Annotated in this window: 17 protein-coding genes; 5 read left to right on the plus strand and 12 right to left on the minus strand. The window is 57.2% G+C overall.

Annotated features, from left to right (window positions below; all coding sequences use genetic code 11):
* The first annotated feature begins 4 nt into the window (after positions 1 to 4).
* Positions 5 to 250: a hypothetical protein gene (locus OHL21_RS03995; protein ID WP_263415954.1), complete on the plus strand. Its 246-nt coding sequence runs from the start codon at positions 5 to 7 to the stop codon at positions 248 to 250.
* A gap of 388 nt (positions 251 to 638) precedes the next feature.
* On the opposite strand, the gene OHL21_RS04000 is transcribed toward OHL21_RS03995, so the two are convergent.
* The 8 genes from OHL21_RS04000 to OHL21_RS04035 all read right to left on the minus strand — a co-directional run bounded on the left by OHL21_RS04000 (position 639) and on the right by OHL21_RS04035 (position 15,764).
* Complete coding sequence (locus tag OHL21_RS04000) at positions 639 to 2,735, minus strand: VWA domain-containing protein (RefSeq protein WP_263415955.1); 2,097 nt, start codon at positions 2,733 to 2,735, stop codon at positions 639 to 641.
* 4 nt (positions 2,736 to 2,739) lie between these two features.
* A complete protein-coding gene (locus tag OHL21_RS04005) occupies positions 2,740 to 5,763 on the minus strand; it encodes a carboxypeptidase regulatory-like domain-containing protein (protein ID WP_263415956.1) in 3,024 nt (1,007 codons plus the stop codon).
* On the minus strand, positions 5,763 to 6,611 hold the full coding sequence (locus OHL21_RS04010) for a TIGR03435 family protein (protein ID WP_263415957.1): 849 nt from the start codon (positions 6,609 to 6,611) through the stop codon (positions 5,763 to 5,765). The genes OHL21_RS04005 and OHL21_RS04010 overlap by 1 nt, the downstream gene beginning before the upstream one ends.
* Before the next feature lie 541 nt (positions 6,612 to 7,152).
* Complete coding sequence (locus OHL21_RS04015; RefSeq protein ID WP_263415958.1) at positions 7,153 to 7,833, minus strand: response regulator transcription factor; 681 nt, start codon at positions 7,831 to 7,833, stop codon at positions 7,153 to 7,155.
* Positions 7,830 to 9,491, minus strand: coding sequence for a sensor histidine kinase (locus tag OHL21_RS04020; protein ID WP_263415959.1), 1,662 nt, complete (start codon positions 9,489 to 9,491; stop codon positions 7,830 to 7,832). Before OHL21_RS04020 ends, OHL21_RS04015 begins: the two co-directional genes overlap by 4 nt.
* A 280-nt stretch (positions 9,492 to 9,771) precedes the next feature.
* The gene (locus OHL21_RS04025; RefSeq protein WP_263415960.1) at positions 9,772 to 12,432 is read right to left on the minus strand and encodes an ABC transporter permease; all 2,661 of its coding nucleotides are present in this window, start codon (positions 12,430 to 12,432) and stop codon (positions 9,772 to 9,774) included.
* Between the two features lie 125 nt (positions 12,433 to 12,557).
* The gene (locus OHL21_RS04030; protein WP_263415961.1) at positions 12,558 to 12,908 is read right to left on the minus strand and encodes a PadR family transcriptional regulator; all 351 of its coding nucleotides are present in this window, start codon (positions 12,906 to 12,908) and stop codon (positions 12,558 to 12,560) included.
* Between the two features lie 111 nt (positions 12,909 to 13,019).
* Positions 13,020 to 15,764, minus strand: coding sequence for an ABC transporter permease (locus OHL21_RS04035; protein WP_263415962.1), 2,745 nt, complete (start codon positions 15,762 to 15,764; stop codon positions 13,020 to 13,022).
* Positions 15,765 to 16,213: 449 nt separating this feature from the next.
* Here OHL21_RS04035 and OHL21_RS04040 point away from each other — a divergent pair, with 449 nt between their 5' ends.
* On the plus strand, positions 16,214 to 17,338 hold the full coding sequence (locus OHL21_RS04040) for a TIGR03118 family protein (protein WP_263415963.1): 1,125 nt from the start codon (positions 16,214 to 16,216) through the stop codon (positions 17,336 to 17,338).
* Positions 17,339 to 17,548: 210 nt separating this feature from the next.
* Here the strand turns inward: OHL21_RS04040 and OHL21_RS04045 are convergent, their stop codons facing one another.
* Positions 17,549 to 17,896 carry a hypothetical protein gene (locus OHL21_RS04045; RefSeq protein ID WP_263415964.1) on the minus strand — a complete coding sequence of 116 codons (348 nt, stop codon included), beginning with the start codon at positions 17,894 to 17,896 and terminating at the stop codon, positions 17,549 to 17,551.
* Positions 17,897 to 17,920: 24 nt separating this feature from the next.
* Positions 17,921 to 18,088: an FmdB family zinc ribbon protein gene (locus OHL21_RS04050; RefSeq protein ID WP_263415965.1), complete on the minus strand. Its 168-nt coding sequence runs from the start codon at positions 18,086 to 18,088 to the stop codon at positions 17,921 to 17,923.
* Between the two features lie 163 nt (positions 18,089 to 18,251).
* Here OHL21_RS04050 and OHL21_RS04055 point away from each other — a divergent pair, with 163 nt between their 5' ends.
* Both OHL21_RS04055 and OHL21_RS04060 read left to right on the plus strand, forming a co-directional pair.
* Positions 18,252 to 18,623: a VOC family protein gene (locus tag OHL21_RS04055; RefSeq protein WP_263415966.1), complete on the plus strand. Its 372-nt coding sequence runs from the start codon at positions 18,252 to 18,254 to the stop codon at positions 18,621 to 18,623.
* A gap of 282 nt (positions 18,624 to 18,905) precedes the next feature.
* Complete coding sequence (locus tag OHL21_RS04060; RefSeq protein WP_263415967.1) at positions 18,906 to 19,682, plus strand: hypothetical protein; 777 nt, start codon at positions 18,906 to 18,908, stop codon at positions 19,680 to 19,682.
* A gap of 41 nt (positions 19,683 to 19,723) precedes the next feature.
* Here the strand turns inward: OHL21_RS04060 and OHL21_RS04065 are convergent, their stop codons facing one another.
* Positions 19,724 to 20,923, minus strand: a complete 1,200-nt coding sequence (locus tag OHL21_RS04065) for a hypothetical protein (RefSeq protein ID WP_263415968.1) — start codon at positions 20,921 to 20,923, stop codon at positions 19,724 to 19,726.
* A complete protein-coding gene (locus tag OHL21_RS04070; protein WP_263415969.1) occupies positions 20,920 to 21,864 on the minus strand; it encodes a DUF2157 domain-containing protein in 945 nt (314 codons plus the stop codon). The genes OHL21_RS04065 and OHL21_RS04070 overlap by 4 nt, the downstream gene beginning before the upstream one ends.
* 557 nt (positions 21,865 to 22,421) lie before the next feature.
* Here OHL21_RS04070 and OHL21_RS04075 point away from each other — a divergent pair.
* Complete coding sequence (locus OHL21_RS04075; protein WP_263415970.1) at positions 22,422 to 24,626, plus strand: endo-1,4-beta-xylanase; 2,205 nt, start codon at positions 22,422 to 22,424, stop codon at positions 24,624 to 24,626.
* Positions 24,627 to 24,760 lie beyond the last annotated feature (134 nt).

Consider the following 24,760-nt stretch of genomic DNA (forward strand, 5'->3'; position numbering starts at 1 on the left):
TGAGATGACCACAGCAGACCGCGTCAAGCATGCAATAGCCATTACCCTGATCGGCGATGGAGTGGTTGCCGCATTGCATCCCAGGCACGACGCACAGTTCTGGAAGAAAGGACCTGCCGGCTGGCGGCGCTGCATGCGCTGGTGTCGGCGCCATCCTCGGGCAACCCGCATATTCGCCATCGCGCAGGCCGGCCTCGCAATCATGTGGGTCTTGCATCACGAACGCGGAGCCAGGAGCCTCTTTGGCTGACCCTTGCGGAATGATGTTCGTTAGAAATCCGAAAGGTGGGGCACTTGGGAGATAAGCGCTGAAGGCGCGTTCTATACCAGCCTGGGGCAACGCCCCAGGTTTTGATACCCACAAGATGTTAAAGGGCTGAAGGCCCGCTCTATATAAGAGTCTTTAATTCCATTTCGCACCGTTCATTGGTTGAAACTGTCTCGCTCAGAGAGATTGTGACATTGCGCGATTGGTGATTATAGGTCGGGCCTTCAGCCCTCTCACCGTTCCGCTGTCCGTTACCTGGGGCGTTGCCCCAGGCTGGTATAGAACGCGCCTTCAGCGCTTATTCTCGTTCTGCCAGGGTGTCCGCCTTGGGAACCGGCGAATTTGTTTGCTGAGACAAACGCTCACAGCGCTAACGCACCGCAAGGGTAGTCCGCCAAAAGTTGACTTTCCCGCCGCTTGGATCGATGACAGTCACCTGGCACTCGTATTCGCCGGGTGTTCGGTCACGCAGAGGAATTGCGAACTCAAGAGCGGTCGTATTGAGTTGCCCAGCCCCTTTCGCAGCTTCTGTCGGCGTGCTCTCGAATACCCTCTGTCCATCGCGATAAAGGCTCACCTGCGCAACGATCGGTGAAGCGCTTTTAGCGCGCGGCTTGTATGCCTGGAGATAGACAAACATGATCTGGTCTGTCTGAAAGACACGTGTGACGCTTGGAACCAGTGTCAAGCCGTTCTCAACGAGTGGGTGTTGCTCCGCCGCTTTTGCATTTCGTTTCTGCGCGTTGTAGATCGCATCCTTCAGAGCGGTTCGCTGGCTGCTGAGGACTACGGAACTGATAGGCAGACGCTGGTCCTCCTTATCGAGGTTGGGAACCTCAAATGCCGTCTGATAGCTGCCGATCCGGCCCGTCTCATTATCGCGTGCAAGGAACTTGATGGTGTAGCGGCCGGGCAGCAGTGTGAAACCTGTGCTGTACACAATGGGATGGTGGGCGATCTCCGCGGCATCGGTGTCACTCAGCTTCGCGCTGACCTTGTCCCTCACGTTTGCGACCGTGGTACCCGAGCTGTCTTTGATTTCGCCAATGAAGTCAATAGTGGTTCGCTCTGCGCCGAAACGCTTTGCCAGTGCGAGCTCGCGCCCGGGGATCTTTACGGTCAATGGAATGAAGTATTCGGCATGGTTGATCTGGAAGTAATCCAGCTCCATCGCAATCGTGAGGTCCGTAATCGGATCGGGGAGCATCAGTGCATCTTCAAGCTGACGCTCCTTATCGGCCACATTGAACTGACTGAACTCTTTGTTCGCGTAGTAGCCCTGGCGGTAATCGAGATCGGCTTCAAGATTCTCGCGATTAAGCGCCACCTTCACATGACGGTACTTGCCATCCTTTGCGGTATTGGTGGTGTAGTAGCCGATGATGTAGTAGCTGGAGATCGAGCGCTCTGCATTGCGGATGCCGCGACCAAGATCATTACTGTCCAGCAGCGCCTTACCGCCGGTGTCACCGGCAAGCGCGTACAGGGTGTCCTGCGACTGCTGCATCCGGTTTGTCATGGCTAGTGCCGAAGCCCCCGTATACATTTGCGATCCGCCGGAAGAGCCCTGCGTCGCATCCCCGAGCGGTGCACTGGCAACCAGACCGCGAGCATCGATCGGCCAGAACGAGACTCCGGCGCGAATGGCCGAGTTGACGGTGGCATGGAGCTGTGCCTGATTGTCCAGGCTGTTGAGCCGCAGTCCGCTCGCGAAATATACGAGGCACTTCTTCTCGCTCAGGCGGCCGAGCATGTTTGCCGCTGTCTGCAGCGCGGAGAGCTGGCGATCCGTATTGAAGATGTTGAACTCCGAATCGTCCTGACCAAAGGCCGAGCCGGAATCGGCTGCCGCGGCGTCGCCGCTCGTGGAGTTGTCATATCCCCGATCTTCTCCAACAGAGAGTGTGGCAAGGATGCTGAGGAGGCGCGTACGATCGGCGGTGAAGTCCTGCAAGACCTCCACCGATGAGCCCGCGTACCGGAGGATGGCAAACATGTCCTGCGGCTGCATCTCGGTGCGGATGAACTTCTCTGCCGCCGAGATGGCACGATATTGATCTCCGGGATCCATCCCGGCCATGTCGAAGTAAAGCGCGAGAAGCCGCTTATCGCGATACTTGCCGCTGCCTTTCGGCTCGGGCTCAATCTCAAAGTGCGACAACTTGTTGTACGGCTTTACGTACGCAGGCGCCGGGCGCATTGCGACAGCCGTGGGCTCGGCCAATGCCTGATATTCAAAGACGCGAATATTCTGCGGCGTACCGTTTTCTGTAACAGTGAAATCCTTCTGCGTGAGGCCGGAGACCGGATTGCCCTTCTTGTCCTTGACGGAGATGGTTTCGATGACAAGTTGCGATGACACTTTCAGAACGGTCACGCCGTCGCTGGTAGTAGACGCATTTTGCCCCACCTGCTGTGCCTGGGCAATCCACGAGAACAGCAATGCGGTAGCGATGATGAATCTCATGGAACTAGTACCTCAGTCGTGCAGTCATTTGCAGAGTGCGCATGTTGCTGGGTGAAGCCGGCAGGCCGAATTGTGTGCTTTGGATATTGGCAACATACGATCCGAAAGCAACATGATTGAGTACGTTGTTTGCCTTGATTTGCAGATCAAGGTTCCAATGATCCCGGAGACGGAAGGTGCGGCTCATGGCGAAATCCATGCTCAACTGCGATGGGCCGGTGATAGAGTTCCGGCGTGCGTTGCCGAACTTCCCTGATGCCGGAGCTACAAAGGCAGCAGGATTCAGGGCGAGCCCCGCGGGCGCGGCATAGACAGACGCACCGGTAAGATCAGGCCGCACGGAGCCATGCGCTCCCGTGCCTCCCAACAATGCAGCGGTATACGGCGTGACCGGCAAACCGCTGCCGGCGGAGATCGTAAGCAGCGCTGTCCACTCTTTGTAGAACGCACCGCGCCAGCCGTCGATAAGCGAACCACCACCGATGCCCATGCCCGTGGTGTACTGTGCGGACGCAGTGAGCAGGTGACGTTGATCGTTGCTGGACAGGCCGCGTTCCGCCGCGAGATCGCGCCAGTTCTGAGCAGCGGGCAAGGTCGCACTGCCTCCGTCTTTGCCGCCGAGCACCGCGTCATTGTCGATGGACTTGGCGAACGTATACGAGACACTTGCGGCAAAGCCGCTATGCAAACGCCGTCGTAGCTGGAGCTGCCCTGCTTCACGGGTCGAATTGCCGCCGGAGCTGATGTATGCAAATCCGACTGGACACTCAGGGCACGGATTCCCGGCTCCGGGAGCATACGAGTTCGGATAGGACTTCTGCATCCCGTGCGTACCCTTGTTGCCGAGATAGCTCGCGCTCCATTGCAGCGACCACGGCAGATCACGCTGCACCTCGAGTCTCCATGTTTGTATGCTGCCTATTTTCAGGTTCGGATCAACCGCGAAAGTATTCTGCGTTGTCGTGGCGCAGGGATTGAAGGCCGAGGCTAATGTCAGCGGGCAAGCAGTGCTGTTTTGTAGGCTGAGAGTCTTGGAAAATGGGACCTGTTGCGCAAGCTGGAGATAGAGCGATGGATAGACAGACGTGTCGTAATTGATACCGTAACCACCACGAACAACCATTGAGGTTCCAGTATTTGGATGCCAGGCAAAGCCGATTCTCGGTTCCAGACCAAGACGGTATGGACGCAACAGTGAATCGGGATAGCGCTGGCCCGTAACCGTTCCCGCAGGCGCGCTTGCGAGCACAGGTGCGGCGGCGGTGAAGTCATTCGAGAGATCGAGGTTGACCAGGCGATCCTTCAGCTCAGTCATCGGTGCACCAAACTCCCAGCGGATGCCGGCATTGATGCTGAGTTCCGGGCTCAGCCGCCAGTCGTCATTCACATAAGCGTTGTAAACGGATTGGCGCAGATACTTGTCGGCATTACCGAAGGAGATCGCGCTGGCGTCAGGAACACCAATCAGAAAGCCGGCCAGATCGGAACCGCTGCCTGGGACGTTACTGTTGCTGGTCGCAGTTCCGGTGAAGGTCAACGTACCGCGAGGGTTCGCCTGTGCAAGGTAGTTGAACTGCTGCCGGCGAAAATCAAAACCGAATGCGAGGTTGTGCCCGGAGTGATTCCAGGTGAGGCTCGCCGACACTTTGTCCGTCTGGTTGCGATTGTGGGCACTAACGCCATCTGTCAGCTCAGCGATGCCGCTGCCGCCGGAGAAGCTGAGAGTGGGCGGACCCCAATCGACCGGGGCACGGCTGTTGCCCTGGATACCTGCGCTGCCGGAGATATCGGTGCGGTTCTGCCAGTAGGGGACGTCTGTCGTTGCCAGGCGGCTGAAGTCGTATGCGAGATCGAGACGAAGGCGCTGATTGAAGCTGTGGAGCCAGTCGATGTTGCTGTTGAGGCCCAGAACGCGTTCGGTGTCCGTGAAACCAAAGAGGTTGCTTCCACTGGAGCGCGTGTTGGAAAAGTTGAAGTACCCTCTGAGCTGGTTCTTTGTGTCGACACTCTTATCCATCCGCAGGTTTCCGGCATCGACATGCGAACTACTGAGAAGCGGAAGCTGGAAGTTGAAGCGGCGATTGCCCGCAACATTCGGCAATGGATAGAGATTGAGCAGAGCCTGCGCCTGCGGCGTAACCGGCACTTTGTTGTTGGCATACGGTTGTCCAGTCGCAGGGTTGTAGATGACAAGCGGTTGCCCCGTAACCGTTGTCTGGCTTGCGAGATCACCTGTGCGCTCGGCGGCGGTCGGCACCAGTGCAGACGTAGTAGCAGCAGTACTGACGCGGTGCCAGGTGTACTGCGCAAAGAAGTGTGGACCATCGCGTAGCAGCCGCGGAATCCGCAAAGGACCGCCGAAGGTCACAGCGCCGGTGAAGTTGTTATAGGTGGGCTTGGCGCCCTCGTTTCCGGCAAGCGAATATGAGCGTGCATCTAGAGCCGAGTTCTGTTCCTGGGCCACCAGGCTGAAGTTGTACGGTCCGTGCCCGCCGGAGCGATTATTCCCAAACCCACCCGGCAGGTGGAACGTTGATGTTGCTCCATTGCTGACGCTGCCGTTCACCAGCAGCCCAGACTCCGCACCCAAGACGGCGCTGTCCGGCCGTTGCGAATCTCCGCTTGTGGAAGGTCCAGGAGTAGCGGGCTGCGCGGCAAGCTGCGGTGGGCGCGGTGCGGCGTACACGTTTTTCTGAAGCTCGCTGAGGGTGAGTAACGACAGCTCCCAGCGACGCGGCGTGCTATCGGAGCGGACCTCAGAGCGGATCTCGATCTGCTCGTGCACCGTCGTGAAGCCGAACATCTCGACGCTGACGGTCCAGGTTCCGTCGCTGAGCTCTGCAAACGTATACGCACCTGCAGCATCGGTGACAGCAGTAACAGTCTTGCCGTCACGCGATGCTGTGACCAATGCGCCCGGGACAGGCAGGCCTTTGAAAATGACGGTGCCGCGAGCGTCTGCAGCATAAGCCTGGAGGATAGGCGCCGCAAGCAGCGCGAGAGCGAGCCAGAGCGAAGACGAGCGCATCAGTTCTCCGTCGGTGTCTTCTCAAGGTGGTCCACTACAAGCATCGTCAGAGGCGCCTTGCGGGATTCAAGCCTGAGACCATACTGTTGCACCGCGTCGAAGACGGTGGCGTGTGGTTCGGAGTGAGTGTCCGCGCCTCCATCAGGGCCCTGTCGCGGTCCCCCTGGTCCTCCGGCCATGCGGAGCATCATATTTTCCGGAAAGAAAGTGAGATCGATGTCGTACTCTCCCTGAAGACCGGTCTGATCTACGATCGGTTTGTCGGTAAAGCGGGAGAGCGTTTCGCAGAGTGTGCTCAAAGTCACGGCGGGTCCCGTCAGGTGCATACCGGACGGGCCTCCCAGCATCTGCATGTCACCGTGCACCGGCGTGCCGGGGCGACGATTGGAGCTGTCAGGATAGTCCGACGCCTGGAGCTTCGTCGGCTTAAGCTTCGGTCCGTTCTTGCCCACAACCAGCGCGTAGACTGCCTGCTCTTTCGTCTCGTGGTGCAGCTGGAGCTTGAAGCGGTCTCTCAGCAGAGACTCCAGCATCTCCGGGACCTGGTCTCTTGTGGCGCCCTCGGGATACTTCGCCTCGATGTCGAAGCGATTGCGTATCCAGTCAGGGCCGCTGATCTGAAACTCCTTCACGCCGTAGGCCACGCGGATGAGGTCCCGCACGGAAACATTCACGTAGTGGATCATCGAGCGGTCGGCATTCATTCTGATCGCGATCATCTCCGCCGTTGCGGATGCTCCCGGGCGAATGGACGCGACCTCGAACGACCGGTTGCTTTGTGGCTGTTGTGCAGTTGCAGCCGCAAAGGAAGCGGCAAGCACGATAGGAAGGATCGAGAGCGGTTTCATGAGCCCGATTGTGCAGCGGTGCGCAGGTCAGGCGTGCAAATTGTATGTAAGGAATGTAAAGTCCCGGTAGATCAGTGTGGGTACGTCGACTTTGAGGGACATTCGAGCGAAGCTCGAACGGTCTTGCTTAAGGGCACGGCTTCTAGCCGTGCCGGTATAGCGCGGAGAAAAGATGCGGCTTTAGCCGCTGAGGTCAATGTATCCGCAATTCGACCTCAGCGGCTAAAGCCGCCGTCTGTGTGGATTCTGTACAGGACGGCTGAAGCCGTCCCCTTAAGCAAGGCATTCCCACCTTCGGTGCGAAACGGTTGCGCGCCGCGCAAAACGGCTGAGCATAAACGAAGGGCCTGCTTCTTCAATGCTTCGGATAGCAAATGCATTTCATTGCGCGAATTAACGACCTAGGGCTCTAGTGTGGTGTCTAAGAAGTTCTACTCATAAATTTGTCATCCTGAACGTAGTGAAGGACCTGCTTTTTAACGCTTCGGATGGCAAAAATCTTCATGATTTATGTCATGAACTTTAGAGACAGAACGCTAGATCAGACCGCCAGTTTGTATCCGGCGCCCTTGATGGTGAGCAGAAAGCGCGGGTAGCGAGGATCAGCCTCGATCTTCTTGCGCAGGCCGGCTACGTGCACATCGACCGTGCGGCTCAGCATGCCACCATCGGCGGACCACACATTCTCGAGCAGTTCTTCGCGAGTGACAACGTTGCCACGACGTTCGAGCAGATACTCGAGCAAGCGGAACTCAATCGGCGTAAGAACCACGGCGGCGCCCGCGCGAGAAACTTCATGCTGACGGAAATCAACGCGGATGTCACCGAACGACGCGATTTCAGGAGAAGTCACCACCGATTGTGAGCGACGTAGCAATGCTTCGATGCGCGCCATCAGCTCGATGGGTTCGCAGTTCTTTTGCACGTAATCGTCCGCGCCAAGCTTCAGGCCCAGGACGCGATCGATCACCTCGCCCCGTGCCGTGAGCATAAGCACGGGCGCGGAGACGCCATCCCGCCGCAGATCGCGGCAGATGTCGAATCCGTTCTTACCTGGGAGCGAGACATCGAGCAGGATGAGATCAAACGGATTCGCGCAGGCAACCTGATACCCTGCGCTTCCGTTACTCTCCCATCTGATGTCATAGCCGTCGGCACGCAACCGGTCGATCACACCGATTGCAAAAGCGGGCTCGTCTTCAATGAACAGAATGCGGGTCATGCGGGAATTCTCAGCGTGAAGGTGCTGCCTTGTCCGGGTGTGCTTACCATCGTGATAGAACCGCCGTGCGCCTCGGCCGCTGAGCGTACGAGACTGAGGCCGATCCCAGAGCCCGAAGCACCCGTTGCTACGGCAGCTTTGCCGCGGTAGAAGGGTTCGAACAGGCGTTCCTGGTCAGAATCCTCGACACCCGGACCGCGGTCAGAGACATGAATAAGAATCGCATGTTCCTTGACAGAGTGTTCAGCTTGGATGCCGATCCATCGGCCGCTCTTTGCGTACTTGATGGCATTCGAAAGCAGATTATCGATGGCAATGCGAAGCAGGTTGGCATCGCCTTGAACGGCGGGAAGCTTCTTGGGAACGATCAGCTCTACATGAAACTGCTCACGAGCCAGCTCTTCCTTGCGTCCGTCCAGGGCAGTAGCGATCACTGCTTCAACATCAACAGGAGTGCGATTTCTTGTGCCGAGGTGAGAGTGTATGCCGGCATACTGAAGCGTCTGTTCGATCATCTCGCTGAGCCGGCGTGACTGCTGATGAATCAGTTCGCCGTACTGCGCAACCTTGTCCGCACCCGACACCAGACCGTCTGCCTGATTGCGCGAAAGCATAGAGATGGATGATACAGGTGTGCGTAGTTCATGCGAGATTGCGGCAACGAACTGCATCCTCTGTTCGGCAACCTGCTGCATCCGGTGCGCGCCAATCAAAAGAAGGACAATTGCCGCGCCAAGCAGCAGTTCCGCCGCGAGACCAAACAGGAGGTCGCGCCGGCGCTCACCTCTGAAAGCGGCAGGAAGCGACATGCCGTGACGCGCGATCTGTAGCTCCCAGATTCCGTCTCCCAATTGAGGAGGAAGACGCGGCGCTCGACTGTGGGTTCCGATCTCATAGCGCTGAAAGATGGAGATCTCCTTTCCCGAACTACTGGGTGGACGCTTTGGCGCTGGTAGCAGATTTCGCAACTGCACCGTGAAGAACGTCCTTCTGAGGTCCGGAGTAACCCTCGGGCCATAGATCCGCTCGCCGTCGCGACTGCGCGAGACGATCGCGAAATCATAGTCATTCATGGAAGATTCGCCAAAGGTCTCCTGCAAAAGCGTCGGGATGAGTGTGCCCTTGATGAAGTTCTCATTCAGCAACGCAACAAAGCAGAGGCTGCCGCGGGATGTCCGGAGTATCCTGCGATCTCCGCCTGGAGCCTGCTCTTCACGGATAGAGTCAAACACGGGCGAAATGATTGCAAGCGGTTGCTGCGAGATCAAACTTGTGCATTCAACCTGCTTCATCCACTCGGGTATCGATGCGGCAGCAAAAGAACCGGAAGCATAGGCACGCTTGACGCGGGGCTGTGAACCTGAAGTATCCAGAAGGTAGAGCCCGTCCAGAAGCTTCGGAAACGCGGGCAATGGCGTCCCGGTTGACCATGCCGTTTGTGCATCGTTCTGAACGAACCCAACCGCGTCTGCGATGTTCCGACTGAAACGCGTCACGAAAAGAGAAGCGGAAACGTTGAGGTGCTCGCGCTCCCGTTGTATATCTGCAGCGGCAACGCGGTTTGACCATCGATACTGCACAAACGCGACGACGCCAAGCAGTATCGCCAACGTAACGCAAATGGCGATCAGAGTTCGGAAGCCTAAGCGCAGGTGCATGGACGTGGATTCTAAAGCATTTTTCCTGTTATTGGGTATCCCGGAAGAGGAGTGCACCGGCGTTTTCATTGCGAAAACGCCCATAGATGCGGATGCCCTACTCTACACCTACAGGAAAAACGCTCGAGCTACGGCTCGTATGAAATACCAGCAGAGGACCTGGGACTCTACGTTGGAACAGCGCGATGTGCTCGTGCGATCTTGGGACATATAGGATGTTTTTGTCATTTCGTCGAGCAGCGGAGAAATGAAAAAAAGGCGACGCAGATACGCACTGGCACTATTCGAAGCGCAACGCGGTCATCGGGTCTACCCTGGTGGCGCGCACAGCCGGAATCCACGTGGCCACCAACGCGACGACGCTGAGCAACAACGGCGTCAGGAGAAATGCCAGAGGATCCCACTTTTCAACCCCAAAGAGAAAGCTGGCGAGGAATCGCGTCAGCCAGAAGGCCGCGCCTATACCGATCGCCACGCCGAAGACTGTCAGAACCATTCCCTGACGGAGGACCATGTTGCGAAGGTGTGACGTTTGCGCTCCCATCGCCATCCGTATGCCCAGTTCCTGCGTCCGCTGTTCCACGGAAAAGGCCATCAGTCCATAGATACCTACGGCGGCTAGCAACAGTCCCGATGCACCGAATACCGTCAGAAGCAGCATGTTGAAGCGCTGCCGTGAAACGGTCAGGCTGTCGATCTCGTCCATGGTTCGGATGTGTGCGACGGGCAGCCCGCCCGTAGCTTCACGCAGCGCCGAGGTCACTTGCGCGACAACAGCATGTGGCTCGCTGTTCGTGCGCACGACCCACCAGAGCGGAGCGACACGCGAATTGAGCGCAGTCTCACCGTCAGGCATCTGCGCCAGAGGGATGTACATCGTCGGAAAGGGATTGTGATCGAGACCATTGTCACGCGTGTTGCCGACGATACCGACGATCTGGCGTGGCGGTTCAGCGAAGGGCGGCCCGGAGCCGGGAGCCTTCTGCAGACGATCCCGCAACGGATCTCCATTCGGCCAATACTGTTTCGCCAGGGCTTCGTTGATGATGATCACTCCCGGAGCCGAGGCATTGTCTCTCTCCGTAAATGTGCGGCCGCGTAAAAGAGGAATCTTTAAAGCCTCGAAATAGTTCGCTGAGACCGAGTAGTACCCTGCGCCTCCGGTAAATGCAGCATTGCCTTTCGCCCGTCCGACAATATCGAACGGCATTCCGAAGGCTCCTTGAAGAGGGAGGCCATTCCCCGCAGCAGCTTCGACGACACCGGGGACGGCCTTGATGCGTTCCGTGCCCTGCCGAATGATCTGATCCACGGGATCGCTCGTCTGAAAGCGGCCTCCACTGATCGACATGGCCATCGTCAGCGTATTATGCGTATCGAAGCCGGGATCGACGCCCTGCAATTTGAGATAGGTTCGGATCAACAGCGTAGAGCCAACCACCAGAACCAGCGCCAGCGCAATCTCCGTAATCACAAGAGCTGACCGGAAGTTGGCGCTACGGAAACCAGTGCCAGTGCGAGTGCCGCTTTCATTCAGATTGGAGACAAGATTGGTGCGTGAAGCACTCACAGCAGGGACAAGGCCGAACAGAATCCCGGTCAGCACCGAAACACCGAATGTAAAGAGCAGAACGCGCATGTCTAAGGAGACAGCTAGGCCATTCTCACCGACCCGGGGAAGGTCGCCGTCATTCACATGGAGTAGCAGGCGAACACTGGTATAGCCGAGAAGCAGACCTAGCAGGCCGCCGGAAAGCGACAGCATAAGGCTCTCAGCCAGAAGCTGACGGATGATCTGCCAACGGCCCGCGCCAAGAGCCGCCCGTGTCGCAAACTCGCGTTGCCGGCCCGAAGCTTTGGCCAGCAGGAGATTTGCGACGTTCGCGCAGGCGATCAGCAATACCAACCCAACCGCACAGAGCAAGATGAGCAGCGGCGTGCGTGTATCGCCGACCGTCGCCTCTTTCAGAGTGACAACGCCATAATGATTTTGCGGACCGATCGCATTAGGCATCACGCGACGGAACTCGTCGGATGCAACCTTAAGTTGAGCATTCGCCTGTTCGATGGTGACACCGGGCTGCAACCGTGCCGCCACGCTGAAATAGTGCGCCATATCATGAGTAGTCAGGTCGAACTGATATGGGATCCAGAGGTCTGCTGGATTATCAGAAACGAATCTTGGGCCGATGATTCCCACCACAAGATAGGGAGTGTTATCGATCTGTACGGTTCGACCGACGATCTTCCTATCACCGCCGAAGCGCTGCTTCCACAGCCCATAGCTGAGCACCACCACATTGCCGCCATGGGGACTGTCTTCCGCTTCCGTGAAGGTGCGGCCTGCGATTACCGGAGCACCAAACAACGTGAAGTAATCATGAGTGACATGGACTCCCTGCACCTGGATCGGATGATCTCCGCCGGTAAGATTCAGCCCGGCGCCGCCTGTGTCATAACCCGCCACATCGCGAAGCACTCCGGTCTGCTGCCGCCATAGATTGAACTCGGGAACGCTGGCTCCATCGAGCGTGCGCTGCGGCGTAAAGAGAACCAGCCTCATCAGCGACTGCGGATCGGGATACGGCAACGGCTGCAGCAACACGGTATTCACGACCGAAAAGACCGCCGTGTTCACACCGATTCCAAGCGCGATCACAAGCAGAGCGACAATGGTGAGTCCGGGAGTCCTCCGCAACGAACGCCAGGCGTCGCGAAGATCGCGAAAGATACCATCTACGATTGGCAGAGAGCGATAGATCCAGACTCGTTGCCGCACGGCGAGAGGATTACCGAACTTCAGCCGGGCCTGGCGCCGCGCCTCAGCATCCGCGAGGCCGCGTGCGAGGTTTCTATCGGCCTCGTGCTCCAGGTGCGATTGGATCTCTTCGGCCAGATCCCGATCTTTACTTTCGCGATTGAGGTAGCGCTGGAAACCCATACTCTTCCCTCCTGCTAGAGCGTTTCCTGTTTCCAGGTATCCCGGAAGGGACGTACAACGGCGTTTTCATTGCGGAAAACGCCCCTGTGATGTGGAAGCTCTAGACCCACCCACAGGGAAAACGCTCAGCCGTTCGATTCTCCGAGGATGAGGCCGATGGCGCGGGTCATCCGTCGCCAGCGGCTGGTTGCTGCCGCCAGCTCTTTATGACCCTTTGCTGTCAGCCTGTAGAACTTGGCCCTTCGGTTGTTGTCGCTCACACCCCACTCGGAGGAGACCAGCCCCCGATCTTCAAGCCGGTGAAGCGCCGGATAGAGTGAGCCCTGCTCCACTTCGAGAGCGTTTTCCGACGTACTTTCGATCGAGTGCGCAATCGTGTGCCCATGTGCGGGACCAAGGATCAGCGTGCGCAAGATGAGCAGGTCAAGCGTTCCCTGAAGAATCTCGCCTGCATCCGGTGTTTTATTCCTCGCCATGGCCTCTCCACTCGAATGACTATGGGGAGACCATAGTACTCCACTCGAATGACTATGGGAAAAGAAATTTTTACGGGGCTCAAGACGTAGGTGTGGTATCTCAGAAGTTCTTCAATCGTGCCGTAGAGCGCGGATGGGATCGATTCTGGAGGCGCGACGGGCAGGTGCGAAAGCTGCAAGGAGGGATACGACGATCAAAAGCACTGCTGTACTTCCCAACGTGAGCGCGTCCAGGCTTCCAAGGCCGTACAGCATGACGCGAATGAATCTCGTGAGCCACAGAGCAGCAATCAACCCAAGAACGATACCTGCACCCGTCAAGCAGAAGGCTTCGCGCAATATGCGGGAGAGAACCTGCCTGGCCTGTGCTCCCAGCGCCATGCGCAAGCCGATTTCTCCGGTCCGCGTAGTGACCGCATACGCCATCATTCCATAAATACCAATGCTTGCAAGCACCAGCGCCAGCAAGCTGAAACCTCCCGCAAGCTGCGCGAGAGCGCGTTCATCCGCCAGCGTTGACCGTACCTGCTCCTTCATCGTGCGCACGTCGGTCATTGGCAGATCTGCGTCAAGAGATTCAACGGTTGTTCGAGCCTCGGTCAATACACTGGCCGGATCCGCAAGGGTGCGCAGTTCAACCATCATGCGACTCGGCCCGTTCGACTTCTGCACGTACGGGGCATAAAAAGTGGGAGGGGTGTCAGTGCGCAGATCAGCATAACGCGTGTCCGCAGCGATGCCGACGATCTGAACCGGACCCTCTACGACATCTGTTTCGAACGTCTTTCCGATGGCGTTCTCGTTGGGAAAGAACTTCTCTGCCAGCGCGCGATTCACAACTGCGACTTTAGGAGAGGTCGAATTGTCATGCTGGTTGAATGCGCGTCCCTGCAAGATCGGGATGCCGAGTGTCTCAAAGAAATCCGCACCGACACCATTGGTTTGTACCCGAACGGGATCCTTTTCCTTCGGACGGCCCAGGACATGGAAATTCGCTCCCGAATGTCCATCACCGATGATGCCGATGTTATTGACGGTTACGGAGCGAACTCCGGGAAGTGACGCGAGTCTTTCCTCAAGCTGTTTAAAGAAAGTCGCCATTTGCGCATCGCTGTAGCGGGTGCGCGGAAGGTCCAGGCGGAAAAGCAGGATGTTGTTCGAGTCGAAGCCCAGGGGGATGCGATTGAGATTGACCAGTGTGTGTACGAACAGCCCTGCGCCCATCAGCAAGGTCGCCGAAACTGCAATCTGGCCAATGACAAGAGTCTTGTCAAGCCAGAGCCGATGCCGATTAACGGTGGCTCCTCCCCATTCCCGGAGCCCGCAATAAGTAGCCATTCGCATCGCCTGCCAAGCAGGCGCCAATCCGAACAGGATGCCGGTAGCGATTGAGATTCCCAGGGTGAACAGAAGCACACGCCAGTCGAACTGCACTTGCTCGAGTTCCGGCTGTGGCGAATTTGTTAGCAGCCTTAGGACAACGTTGCGGCCGAGGTAGCCGAGCAACAATCCCGCTATCCCACCGAAGCTGGAAAGCAACAGGGCCTCGGTTAACATTTGCCGGATAATACTTCCGCGGCCGGCTCCCAGCGCCATCCGTGTACTCAGTTCACGCTGCCTGCTGGCCGAACGCGCAAGCAGCAGGTTGGCCAGATTGAGACAGGCCAGCAGCAAAACGAACCCTGCAATCGCCAGCAGCACGTACGATAGCCTCGCGTATTCCGCTCGCAAATAGTCCAACCCGCGATCGCCCGGTGCGAACTGCAAGTGAAATCGATCAAGATCGCCTGTGTGTTTCAGAACCGGCATCGCGGCCTGGCGCAGCGTTGTATCAAGCTCGCCCTGAGCCCGCCCCTCAGAAACGTCCGGACGCAATCGAACCAGGACCTGTAGCCACCATGACTGGGGATTGTCCAGCAGAGAGACACTCCCATTCTGCGCCTTGGGCAGAATGAGAGGCTGCATGGTGAGTGGGGCGAAGACCTGCATCGAGCTTCCCATCTGCAAGCCTGCAAAACGACCGCTGCTGACGCCGATGATTGTCACCGGGACACCATTCAATGAGATCGATTTCCCCACAACCAGAGGAGACCGCGCGAATCGCTGTGTCCAAAATCCGTCGCTGATGACCACCACCGGGCCGCTGCCAGGTGCAAGATCATCGGCCGGGCTCAGGGTCCGGCCCAACTCCGGTTTTACACCGAGGGCTTGAAAGGCATTGCCGCTGATCAACTCTCCGCTGATCGTCTCCGCATGCCCGTCGATCGTTGCGGTCATCGGAGCGTCTTTGAAAGCGACGAATGACTCAACGGCGTCAGCTCTCTTGCGCATCTCCTCAAACACGGGATATGAGAAGCTGTTCGAGGTGAGTCCGCCGGCTTCATTCGGCCCGACATCTCCCCACACTGGTGGAACCGGCAGTTCATGACCGCTAACCCAGGTCAGCATCCGCAGTTGATGAGGGTTCGTCACTGGCAGCGTGTCGAACAGCACTCGTTTTGCCGCAGTAAAGATAGCCGTATTTGCACCGATGCCGAGGGCCAGCGAGGTAATCGCCACGCACGTCAGAATGGGATTTCGTGCCAACTGGCGCAGACCAAAGTGGAGATCGCGCATTAGCGTGGTTAAGCTGGATAACGTGCGCTGCCTGTAGTGACGCTCTCTCAACAAAGTTGTGTTCCCAAATTGACGCCGCGCCGCTGCTTCGGCATCGCCGGGCTTCATACCCTGGAGAACGAACCGGTCTGCAAGCATTTGGATGTGTAACTGGATCTCGTTTTCCAGTTCGCAGTTTGACCGTTGCCGGCCAAATAACCCCCGAAGCTTCGCCATGAATACCCGGATACGAGTGGCCATCGTTACGGTTCCCCCTGCAGGCTAGAGCATTTTCCCTATAAGTATTCAGGAATCATCAGGTCGAGAGTGCCTTGCAGAACCTCGGACTTTTCCGCATAGGCCTCCTTTGCACACCGCAAAGGTATCATCGGCTCCTTTGGAATGTCCATAGGAGAGTTAGGCTATCTGTTTGGCTGTGTCCCGCGATTTACGGGAACATGGCAACGCACTCATTGAGTAGGTCGCTTTGACATCCACCCCGGGTGTCAACTTGACGTGAATTGGCGTGAGAATCAGGCTCAGGAATAGCGACTCTGCGGCCCGCTATGCTGAACCATCCCAGTCGGGTGAGATAGCCCGGCGAAAAGTGACAATGCCTTGACAACCCGCAGAACTGCCGGGGACTAGCATTACTCGCTCGACAAACCCATCGATAACGTGTGGCGATTTCACTTGAGGAGGACATGAATATGTCAGGTGGAAAGAAGGCGCATTTTAGGCTGACCGCAGCGGCAGTGGGATTGCTGGTGACCCTCTCGGCCATGACTCAGGCGGTTGCTCAAACATCCTATCAACGCACGAATCTGGTCTCCGATATCCCTGGTGTCGCTAACTTTGCTGATTCGAACCTTGTCAACCCGTGGGGGATTGTCAATGCCGGCAGCACGGGGCCCATCTGGATCGCCGACAATGGAACCGGGCTCTCTACGGTGTACACCGGGGAGGGCGTGGCATTTCCAACGGCTTCTCCGCTTGTCGTGATTATCCCCACGCCACGCCATAGCCCGGCCGGTGCGGTCGCCGCGCCGACAGGCATCGTGTTCAACAGTACGAGCGGTTTTGTCGTTTCGGCCGGCGGAAACTCCGGTGCGAGCCGTTTCATCTTCGCTACGGAAGAGGGCACCATCAGCGGATGGAATCCGACAGTAGATCCGACTCACGCCATCCTGGCTGTGAACCATTCTGGTCCAGGCGCCAGCGCGGGTCGCACCAGGCTTGGGGCCGTCTACAAGGGTCTGGCAATCGGCAACAACGGGTCTGGGGATTTTATTTATGCGACCAACTTCCGTGACGGCATGGTCGAAATGTACGACACGCACTTTCAACTGGTGAAATCGTTCACGGATAGCGAGATTCCCAGCGGATTCGCGCCGTTCGGCATTCGCAACATCGATGGCAAGTTATTCGTGACCTATGCGAAACAGGACGCGAAACGTCATGATGACGTGAAAGGGCCAGGCAATGGGTACATCGATATCTTCGACCTGAATGGCATTCTGCAGAGCAGGTTTGCCGCCGATGGAGCGCTGAACTCACCGTGGGGATTGGCAGTTGCTCCCATTAATTTCGGCGCATTCAGCGGCTCATTGCTGGTCGGCAACTTCGGGGACGGCAGGATCAACGCCTTCAGTCAGAGCACGGGCAATTTTCTCGGCCAGTTGCAGGACACATTCGGAAACCCCATGACGATCAATGGCCTGTGGGGGTTGGAGTTCGGGAACGGCGCCCATCAGGCCCCGACGACAACGCTCTTCTTTACTGCCGGTATCGGTGATGAGAGTCACGGCTTATTTGGAGCGATTACTTCCCAGTAGGAAGTGAGCGTGCGCGCCGAGTCGCAGGAACTGAACGGGTTGCCGCATTCAGCGGGTCAGGCCGCTCCGTTCCTATAACAGAAAGGTCGCGAACCGCAGTCGGTTTGAATGCGATGCAGGCCTCGTCGTCGTACAGGCATCCTGAAACGCCACTGGTCCGGAGCGGCTGACGAGCTTGGACCGCGACCTGAGCTTGTCACGGAAAATGCTCTAACAGGTCACGTGCAGAATGGCATTTGTCGCAGGTTCCCTTTCTATAAGCCGGAGGGCCTCACTGGTCGGTACGATAACCAACTCGACGTGGCGGCGTTCCGCCTCAACCTTCACCTCTGTCATAACTGGCAAACGACCGTACTGTCCGGTGCCGATCACAAGCCGCTTGCATTTCCAAGGTATCTTTTCTTCGATGGACAGGGGCGTATGCCCAAACTCATCGCGGAACTTCCTGGAAGGGGCCTTCTTTCGTTTGCGGACTTCTCCGTGGTCGATCACCACATCCTGTTCGTACGTGCGGCCGTCGATTCGGAGCGCACCGAACGAAAATTTGTCGAAGTGCATATGCGCCTCCTGGCGCCGCTGTATTCAGGCGCTCTTTTTCGAGGTGACAGCAGAGAAGGCTGACCAGCGCTGCTCTACCTCCTGACTGCCGCAGTGCGGGCAGGAGGCCTTTTCCGCTTCATGCTCTGCCATGGTCATGATCTTCGAGAATGTTTTCTTGCATGCTTTGCAGAAGAACTCATAGTGGGGCATAGAAACCTCCCACGGTCTTTCTGATGTTTCAGCAGGATTCTAGACCCACGGTCGGACTAGGTTCAAGATGGTAGCGGTCCTGATTCGACGTAGCAAGCGCCGGTAATGGCGTATATCCTGCGCCGCCTCCTGCATAGGAGAATTCAACGTACACTTCTGACGTATGGCGCCGGCGATTGAAAGGATTTCTGCGATTACATTTCGGGTTTCGAACATGAAGGCTTCAGTGCAGTTTTACCGAAATGTACTCGGCATGGAGTTGCTTCACGGAGGAGAACAGGCGAGTTTCTCCTCTCTTCGAGCGAAGAATTCAGAATCGGTAATTCTGAACCTCGAACAAGGTGAGAGTGTGCGGCAGTGGGGCCGGTTGATCTTCCATGTTACGGATGTCGACGCGTTGTGGGCACATCTGCGGGAAAAAGGATTTGATCCCGAAATCCCACGGGACGCATCCTGGGGTGAGCGCTATTTCCACATGCCCGATCCCGATGGCCACGAGTTGTCGTTTGCTCGGCCGCTACAACGAATGGGCTGATATGTTGCGCAAGAAAGATAGGAAAACGGTAAGAGGGCTGAACGCCCGATCTATATTCCCCAATCCTCACAAATGAAACGGTTCGTAAAACCGTTGTGTCATTGGGATGGCCACTACCTGCGAAGGCAGGTCTCGAATAGCACCAGGAAGTCATTCGGAGTGGAGCGTCGCGATTGGATCGAAACGCATGGCGCGCAGTGCCGGAAATATAGCTGGCATCCATGCAGGTCGGTTCAATTCCAAAAAGAGCCTTTATCGGTACTCGGTGATTTACGATGCATCATGCGATTTATCTATTCGACGTTGGTGTTCTGCCTTTGCGCTCCGTTCTGCCACGCACAGGTAGCAACCGATGATGCGACGTTCCTAAAACAAGCGCGTGCGAAATATGACGCTCCCTTTGAACGGAACCTCCAATCCTTCAGCTGCGCGGTAGAGTTCAACTGGAAGCAACACTTCACCGAGGCCGTGCGTGTCGGCGACGAAGGATCGGACGACGAGATCGTCAAGTTCATTCAGCCAATTCGCAATCGTGTCACTGTCACCCGTCAGAACGCAGCAGTGTCGGCTGGAATGACTGAAGGCGAAATGACCAAGCTTCCCCACGGAGGCATGGCGGAAGGTCTCCTCGAACATGCGGTACAGTACAGCTTGAATAACTGGTTGGCTGCCAGCAATAACGCGATCCTTCCGCCGGAGGGCACGTCCGCTCACGTTGAGCCGTCCAGGGCGGGCTATAAGCTCGAATTCAAGATTCAAACTTTTGATGTTGAGATGTTGTTCGCCCGAGACATGAGTCTCCAGAGCGAAGCGGCGAAGGGATCTACTTCCGACCGCCGGGAGACAGACTTCCGTCCTGGCCCACAGGGATTTCTCTTAACCTCGTTCAAACTAGGCGAGGATGGAGACTTCAAACCAGGCAATCGGATAATCCTTACCTATACCTATCAAAACGTTGGCGGATTTCAATTACCTGAGCAGGTTGCAATCAACCGCGAGAGCCATCACGAGGTCTGGCACTACAAGCTGACCGACTGTACCGTGCAAACAACTAAGTGATCGGTCACGATAAATCGGCGTGTAGCTTGGCGGAACGATCTTTAAAAATCACCGCTAGCTCCTCCGCCTCCCGATTCTCCTCCGCCAAACCGAAACTCTGGATGGGTTGGTTGCGGGGTTGGTGTTATCGATTGCGGTGTTATCAGACCGAGTACGGCAGAGCCGACGCTCATCGTGTGTTTGTCCTTCCCCGATAAACGCGCGGCCGTGAAGCCATGGCGAACTCCGTCCGGACCAAGAGCTAGCCAGCGTCGAAGGAACAGTGAAACGGCAGCCAGTGCTATCCCGAGAAGCATCGGGTCCCAGGTATGCCGCTGCCAGCCTAGGTACGGTTTATTGGTGATAAGGGTGAGGACGGCAGTAACCGCGCCGACCGCGAGGATGAGGCGATCCTTCTGGCGAACACCGTGTGTGAGTATGAGGGGCGGCAGGCACCATATAAGCACCCACGTCGTCCAGTAGAACAGGTCAGCGGATTTCGAGGTGAAACGCGTGAGAAGCCCTAAATGCAAAAGCAAGCTGAAATCTGAAATTTTGAGATTGAAGCTCAGATATATACCGAGCCATAGAAACGCCTCTGAGAGCGAGTACGCATCCTCAAAGTAATCGAAGCGGTGGCGGGAGCGAATGGAGGCTATACAGATCAGCCCAGCCGCATACAACACCGCGATGGAGACATGTTGCGCCGGGTGAGATGGAGTCCAGCAAGCTGGCAGGAAGATGACGAAGATCATTGCGGCGGGAAATGCGTACCAGAGATTGAAGCGGTACCAGATCCAGAGCGAAGCCACCGCGCCAACGGCAAGAATCACAGACTGCATTTCGCGCGAGGGGTAGAGAACGCTGATAAAGGCGGATTCCAGTCCTACGCACAGACAAGCAACCGCACAGACGGCGAGTGCTTCCTCGATTCCGTAGCGATACAGACGAGCCTGGGTTACGGCGACCTCGGCCGTCGCGTAGCAGACAGCAGCGAAGATCAATAGGAAGATTCCTGTGGTTTGTTGCGACGGCCTCGAAAGAAAGATCGTGAAGAACAGCCCGATTGCGCCGGCTACGCCGACTACGGTGAAGAAGAAAAGTACGAGCCTCAAAAAGATGTTGGTGGTGCGCAGGTCGGAGACGGTGTCTTGTTCAAGGAGCTGGTACTGATCCTTGCTGAGGAAACCGTCTCCGCTCCATTGCCTCAGGAATTTGCGGGCACGCAGAGTCTCTTCGCTCGATTCCGTATAAATTCTCACTCCGGCCTCCCAAAGCGACGCCCGATCTGGACAAGCATCGCGATCATTGCGATGGCGGTGAACACGAAGTAGACCAGGACAAAGGTGCTGTCCATGGCGTTGCTGATGATCCTCCAGCTAACACCCACATAGCCGTAGACGGCGGCGTAGGCGACGAAGACAAACTGCCGGCGCTTCACGCCCCAGGCGAGAGATGCCGCACATGCGATCAGCAGACCGACAAGCCATAGACCATGGTCTCGCCAATCGAAGACTCCGGAAAGGATTGCCCAGAATAGTACGTTGGCAGCGACGTTCAGATACGTAGTAAAAAAATGCTGCTTCACGTTGAGGCGCTCAAGAATCGCTCCAGCTGCACCGATCACCAAACAGTAAACCAAGGCATAGCCCCGGTATGTCGTGTCCTGATGAGACGGCCAATGCGAGATAGTGAGTCCGAACCATCCCGCAAGTGAGGACAGAGCGAGAGACAGCACAAAGCGATTGTCGAAACGATAGGCAAGGAAGAAAAAGAGGAGGGCGGTGGCCAGCAGATAAAGATCCCACTGACCGGATAGGACGTGGAACCGACGCTCCAGGTAGGCGAGTTCGACGCACCAGACAAGGCAGCCGAGATAGAGCACATAGTCGAAGATCGCAGTCGGTGAAACCACCTCCGCAACCGACCAGGCGGACGCGCGGGAAAAGCTATACCAAAAAGAGGCGGCGAGAATGATAGAGAGAACAGCAAGGACGAGTACATCACCGAGTTGCTGCGACCAGGTGGAGACAGTCCAGCCAAGTCCGGCAACAAACGCCAGGACACCTGCATAGAGCAGAAGGTTGAGCTCAAGCGAGAGGGAGAAAGGTTGTCGGCGGGAGAGGCTCGCTAAATGAGCCTGCTGCTCAGTCGAGATTGCACCTTGCTCCTTCCAGAACTCCAGGCGAGCGAGGATGGTCATAGCGCTTTCAACCTCCGAACGTGAAGCAGCATGACTGTGCTGAGTATTCGATTCCGACATATTACATGCCGGCACACGAGAGGCCGAGTAGTTACTCAAAAGCCATCTTTGGGCGGACTTCCGTCCTTGGCACAGAGATTTCTCTCCTGAGGACTCATCCAGACCGGCGAGAGCATTCGTCTCGGTATTTGCCATTTTCATCGGTATGGTAGTCCACAAATGCAAAGCTCATCGCCGATATGGGATGTCCCGTGCGACCGTTGATTACACGGACATGGATCGTAGCAGTTTGTCCGAAAAACACGGTTGGAACAGCGGGCGGACTGAAAGCATAAAAGCAACGCGAGCTTCAGCATTACGGCTTTGAAGCGTCATCGTTCATGCTTTCCATAATAGATTTCACACCTTGTTGGCCATGGCGTTCCGCGACCAGGAATTGATATCTTTTTTAGAGCATTTTTCCTGTTGTTGGGTATCCCGGAAGAGGAGTGCAGCGGCGTTTTCATTGCGGAAAACGCCCATAAATGCGGAATCCCTACGCTGCACCTACAGGAAAAATGCTCTACGCCGAAGAAATCGTTTTCTCGCCGGAGCCACACATGAAACGCCTCGCCCTCGCCCTTCTCGTGATTGCCGCCATCTCCGCGCACGCACAGCCTCCGGCCCCCGCCACACCCACAACGCTCAAGGACGCTTACTTGCCCTACCTCCGCGTCGGCGCAGCGCTGAACAACGCTCAGTTTGAAGAGCGCGACCTCCTCACCAAGGACATCATCGCCGCGAACTTCAACACCATCAGCCCGGAGAATGTCCTCAAGTGGGAGGTCGTTCAGCCCGGCGTCGACAAGTACAACTTCGATCCCGCCGATAAATACGTCGCCTTCGGCGAGAAGCACCACATGTTCATCGTCGGCCACTGCCTCGTCTGGCACAGCCAGACGCCCAGGTGGGTCTTTGAAGACGCCGATGGCAAGCCCCTCACCCGCGACGCTCTTCTCGCCCGCATGCGCGACCACATCCACACCATCGTCGGCCGCTACAAAGGCCGCATCCAGGGCTGGGATGTCGTCAACGAAGCCATCGCCGACGACGGCACCATGCGCCAGTCCAACTGGTACAAGATCATCGGCGACGACTTCATCGCCAAGGCCTTCGAGTACGCCCACGAAGCCGACCCCGCCGCCGAGCTCTACTACAACGACTACTCCCTCGAAAACGAAGCCAAGCGCCAAGGCGCACTCGCCCTGGTCAAAAAGCTCAAGGCCGCCGGCATTCCGATCAACGGAGTCGGCCTGCAGGGCCACATGAAGATCGACCGCCCCACCCCCGCCGTCGAAGCGCAGACCATCGAAGACTTCGCAGCGCTCGGCGTCCGCGTTAACATCTCCGAGCTCGACATCGACGTCCTGCCCCGCACCAGCGTCCTCGACTCCGCCGATGTCTCGGCCACCGCCAAGGGCGACTCGAACTCCAACCCCTACAAAGATGGCCTGCCCGAAGAGATGCAGCAGCGCCTCGCCCAGCGCTACGCCGAATTCTTCCAGGTCTTCCTCGAGCACTCCAACCAGATGGGCCGCATCACCCTCTGGGGCGTCGACGACGGCCACACCTGGCTCAACAATTTCCCCACACGTGGCCGCACCAACCACCCGCTCCTCTGGGACCGCCAGGGCAAGCCCAAGCCCGCCTTCTTTGCCGTCCTCAAGACCGCCATTGACTGGAAGGCCGCCCACCGAGGCCCGGCGAGCTCAACCACGCCTCGCCCTACCGGCATCGAGCTCGTGAAGGCCCTCACCAAACCCAAAGGCTTCCGCGCTCCGTCTGAGAGAGACTTCGGCGGTTACCTCCTCGTCTACTTCAAGGACCAGACGCAGGCCGCCTACCTCGCCGTCAGCAAAGATGGTTATACCTTCACCGACATCAATGACGGCCAGCCCATCTTCCTCGGCACAGAGCTCGCCGAGCAGAAGGGCGTCCGCGACCCGCACATCACCCGCGGGCCCGACGGAGCCTTCTATCTCGCGATGACGGACCTGCACATCTTCGGCCAGCGCGCAGGCATCTTCAAAACACCCTTCCAGCGCCCGGTAGAGGAGTGTGGATGGGGCAACAACCGCGCTCTCGTCCTCATGAAGTCCTACGACCTCATCCACTGGTCGCACTCAGACTTCCGCGTCGACACAGCCTTCCCGGCGCTCGGCAACATCTGCACCGCCTGGGCGCCGGAGACCATCTACGATCCCGCGAAAATGGTCTACTTCACCATGCGCTACGGCCCCAAGGGCAGCGACGTCTACTATGCCTACACGGACCCGGCCTTCACCAGGCTCGAAACCAAACCGGAACTTCTCGCCCACACCGACGGCGCGGACGGCGACATCACGCCCTTCCATGGCAAGTACGAGCTCTACTTCGTCTCCGATGCGAAGATTCGTCACGGCGTCTCGAGCACGCTCACCGGCGGCTACCAGATGGATCCGCAGCGGATCGACCCCGAAAAAGTCTCCACCGAAGCGCCCACCACCTTCAAACGTCTCGGTACGGACAAGTACGTCCTCATGTATGACGTGTATGGCGCGCGACCCAGCAACATGGGTTTCAGCGAGACAACGGACTTCCAGCAGTTCACCAACCTCGGCCGCTTCAATGAAGGCGTCATGAAGACCACAAACTTCACCAGCCCCAAGCACGGCGCAGGCACGTACCTGACGGCAGCAGAACTCAAAGCCATCGCAGATCACTGGCATGTGCCACTGCAATAGACAAACCGGGGAGCACCCTATAACTAGCTTCTAATAAGCAGTCGCTAAAGCATTTTCCCTATAGGTGTAGTCCAGAGCATCTGCATCTATGGGCGTTTTCCGCAATGAAAATGCCGCTACACGCCCCTTCCGGG

Source organism: Terriglobus albidus, assembly GCF_025685425.1.
Classification (GTDB): Bacteria; Acidobacteriota; Terriglobia; order Terriglobales; family Acidobacteriaceae; genus Terriglobus; species Terriglobus albidus.

What these genes read in the sequence shown, in the direction of transcription:
- OHL21_RS04060 (WP_263415967.1), top strand. Translation starts at nt 18,906, where the DNA reads ATGCGATTTATCTATTCGACGTTGGTGTTCTGCCTTTGCGCTCCGTTC.
- OHL21_RS04015 (WP_263415958.1), bottom strand. Translation starts at nt 7,833, where the DNA reads ATGACCCGCATTCTGTTCATTGAAGACGAGCCCGCTTTTGCAATCGGT.
- OHL21_RS04070 (WP_263415969.1), bottom strand. Translation starts at nt 21,864, where the DNA reads ATGACCATCCTCGCTCGCCTGGAGTTCTGGAAGGAGCAAGGTGCAATC.
- OHL21_RS04035 (WP_263415962.1), bottom strand. Translation starts at nt 15,764, where the DNA reads ATGGCCACTCGTATCCGGGTATTCATGGCGAAGCTTCGGGGGTTATTT.
- OHL21_RS04055 (WP_263415966.1), top strand. Translation starts at nt 18,252, where the DNA reads ATGGCGCCGGCGATTGAAAGGATTTCTGCGATTACATTTCGGGTTTCG.
- OHL21_RS04045 (WP_263415964.1), bottom strand. Translation starts at nt 17,896, where the DNA reads ATGCACTTCGACAAATTTTCGTTCGGTGCGCTCCGAATCGACGGCCGC.
- OHL21_RS04010 (WP_263415957.1), bottom strand. Translation starts at nt 6,611, where the DNA reads ATGAAACCGCTCTCGATCCTTCCTATCGTGCTTGCCGCTTCCTTTGCG.
- OHL21_RS03995 (WP_263415954.1), top strand. Translation starts at nt 5, where the DNA reads ATGACCACAGCAGACCGCGTCAAGCATGCAATAGCCATTACCCTGATC.
- OHL21_RS04020 (WP_263415959.1), bottom strand. Translation starts at nt 9,491, where the DNA reads ATGCACCTGCGCTTAGGCTTCCGAACTCTGATCGCCATTTGCGTTACG.
- OHL21_RS04005 (WP_263415956.1), bottom strand. Translation starts at nt 5,763, where the DNA reads ATGCGCTCGTCTTCGCTCTGGCTCGCTCTCGCGCTGCTTGCGGCGCCT.
- OHL21_RS04030 (WP_263415961.1), bottom strand. Translation starts at nt 12,908, where the DNA reads ATGGCGAGGAATAAAACACCGGATGCAGGCGAGATTCTTCAGGGAACG.
- OHL21_RS04040 (WP_263415963.1), top strand. Translation starts at nt 16,214, where the DNA reads ATGTCAGGTGGAAAGAAGGCGCATTTTAGGCTGACCGCAGCGGCAGTG.
- OHL21_RS04000 (WP_263415955.1), bottom strand. Translation starts at nt 2,735, where the DNA reads ATGAGATTCATCATCGCTACCGCATTGCTGTTCTCGTGGATTGCCCAG.
- OHL21_RS04075 (WP_263415970.1), top strand. Translation starts at nt 22,422, where the DNA reads ATGCTCTACGCCGAAGAAATCGTTTTCTCGCCGGAGCCACACATGAAA.
- OHL21_RS04025 (WP_263415960.1), bottom strand. Translation starts at nt 12,432, where the DNA reads ATGGGTTTCCAGCGCTACCTCAATCGCGAAAGTAAAGATCGGGATCTG.
- OHL21_RS04050 (WP_263415965.1), bottom strand. Translation starts at nt 18,088, where the DNA reads ATGCCCCACTATGAGTTCTTCTGCAAAGCATGCAAGAAAACATTCTCG.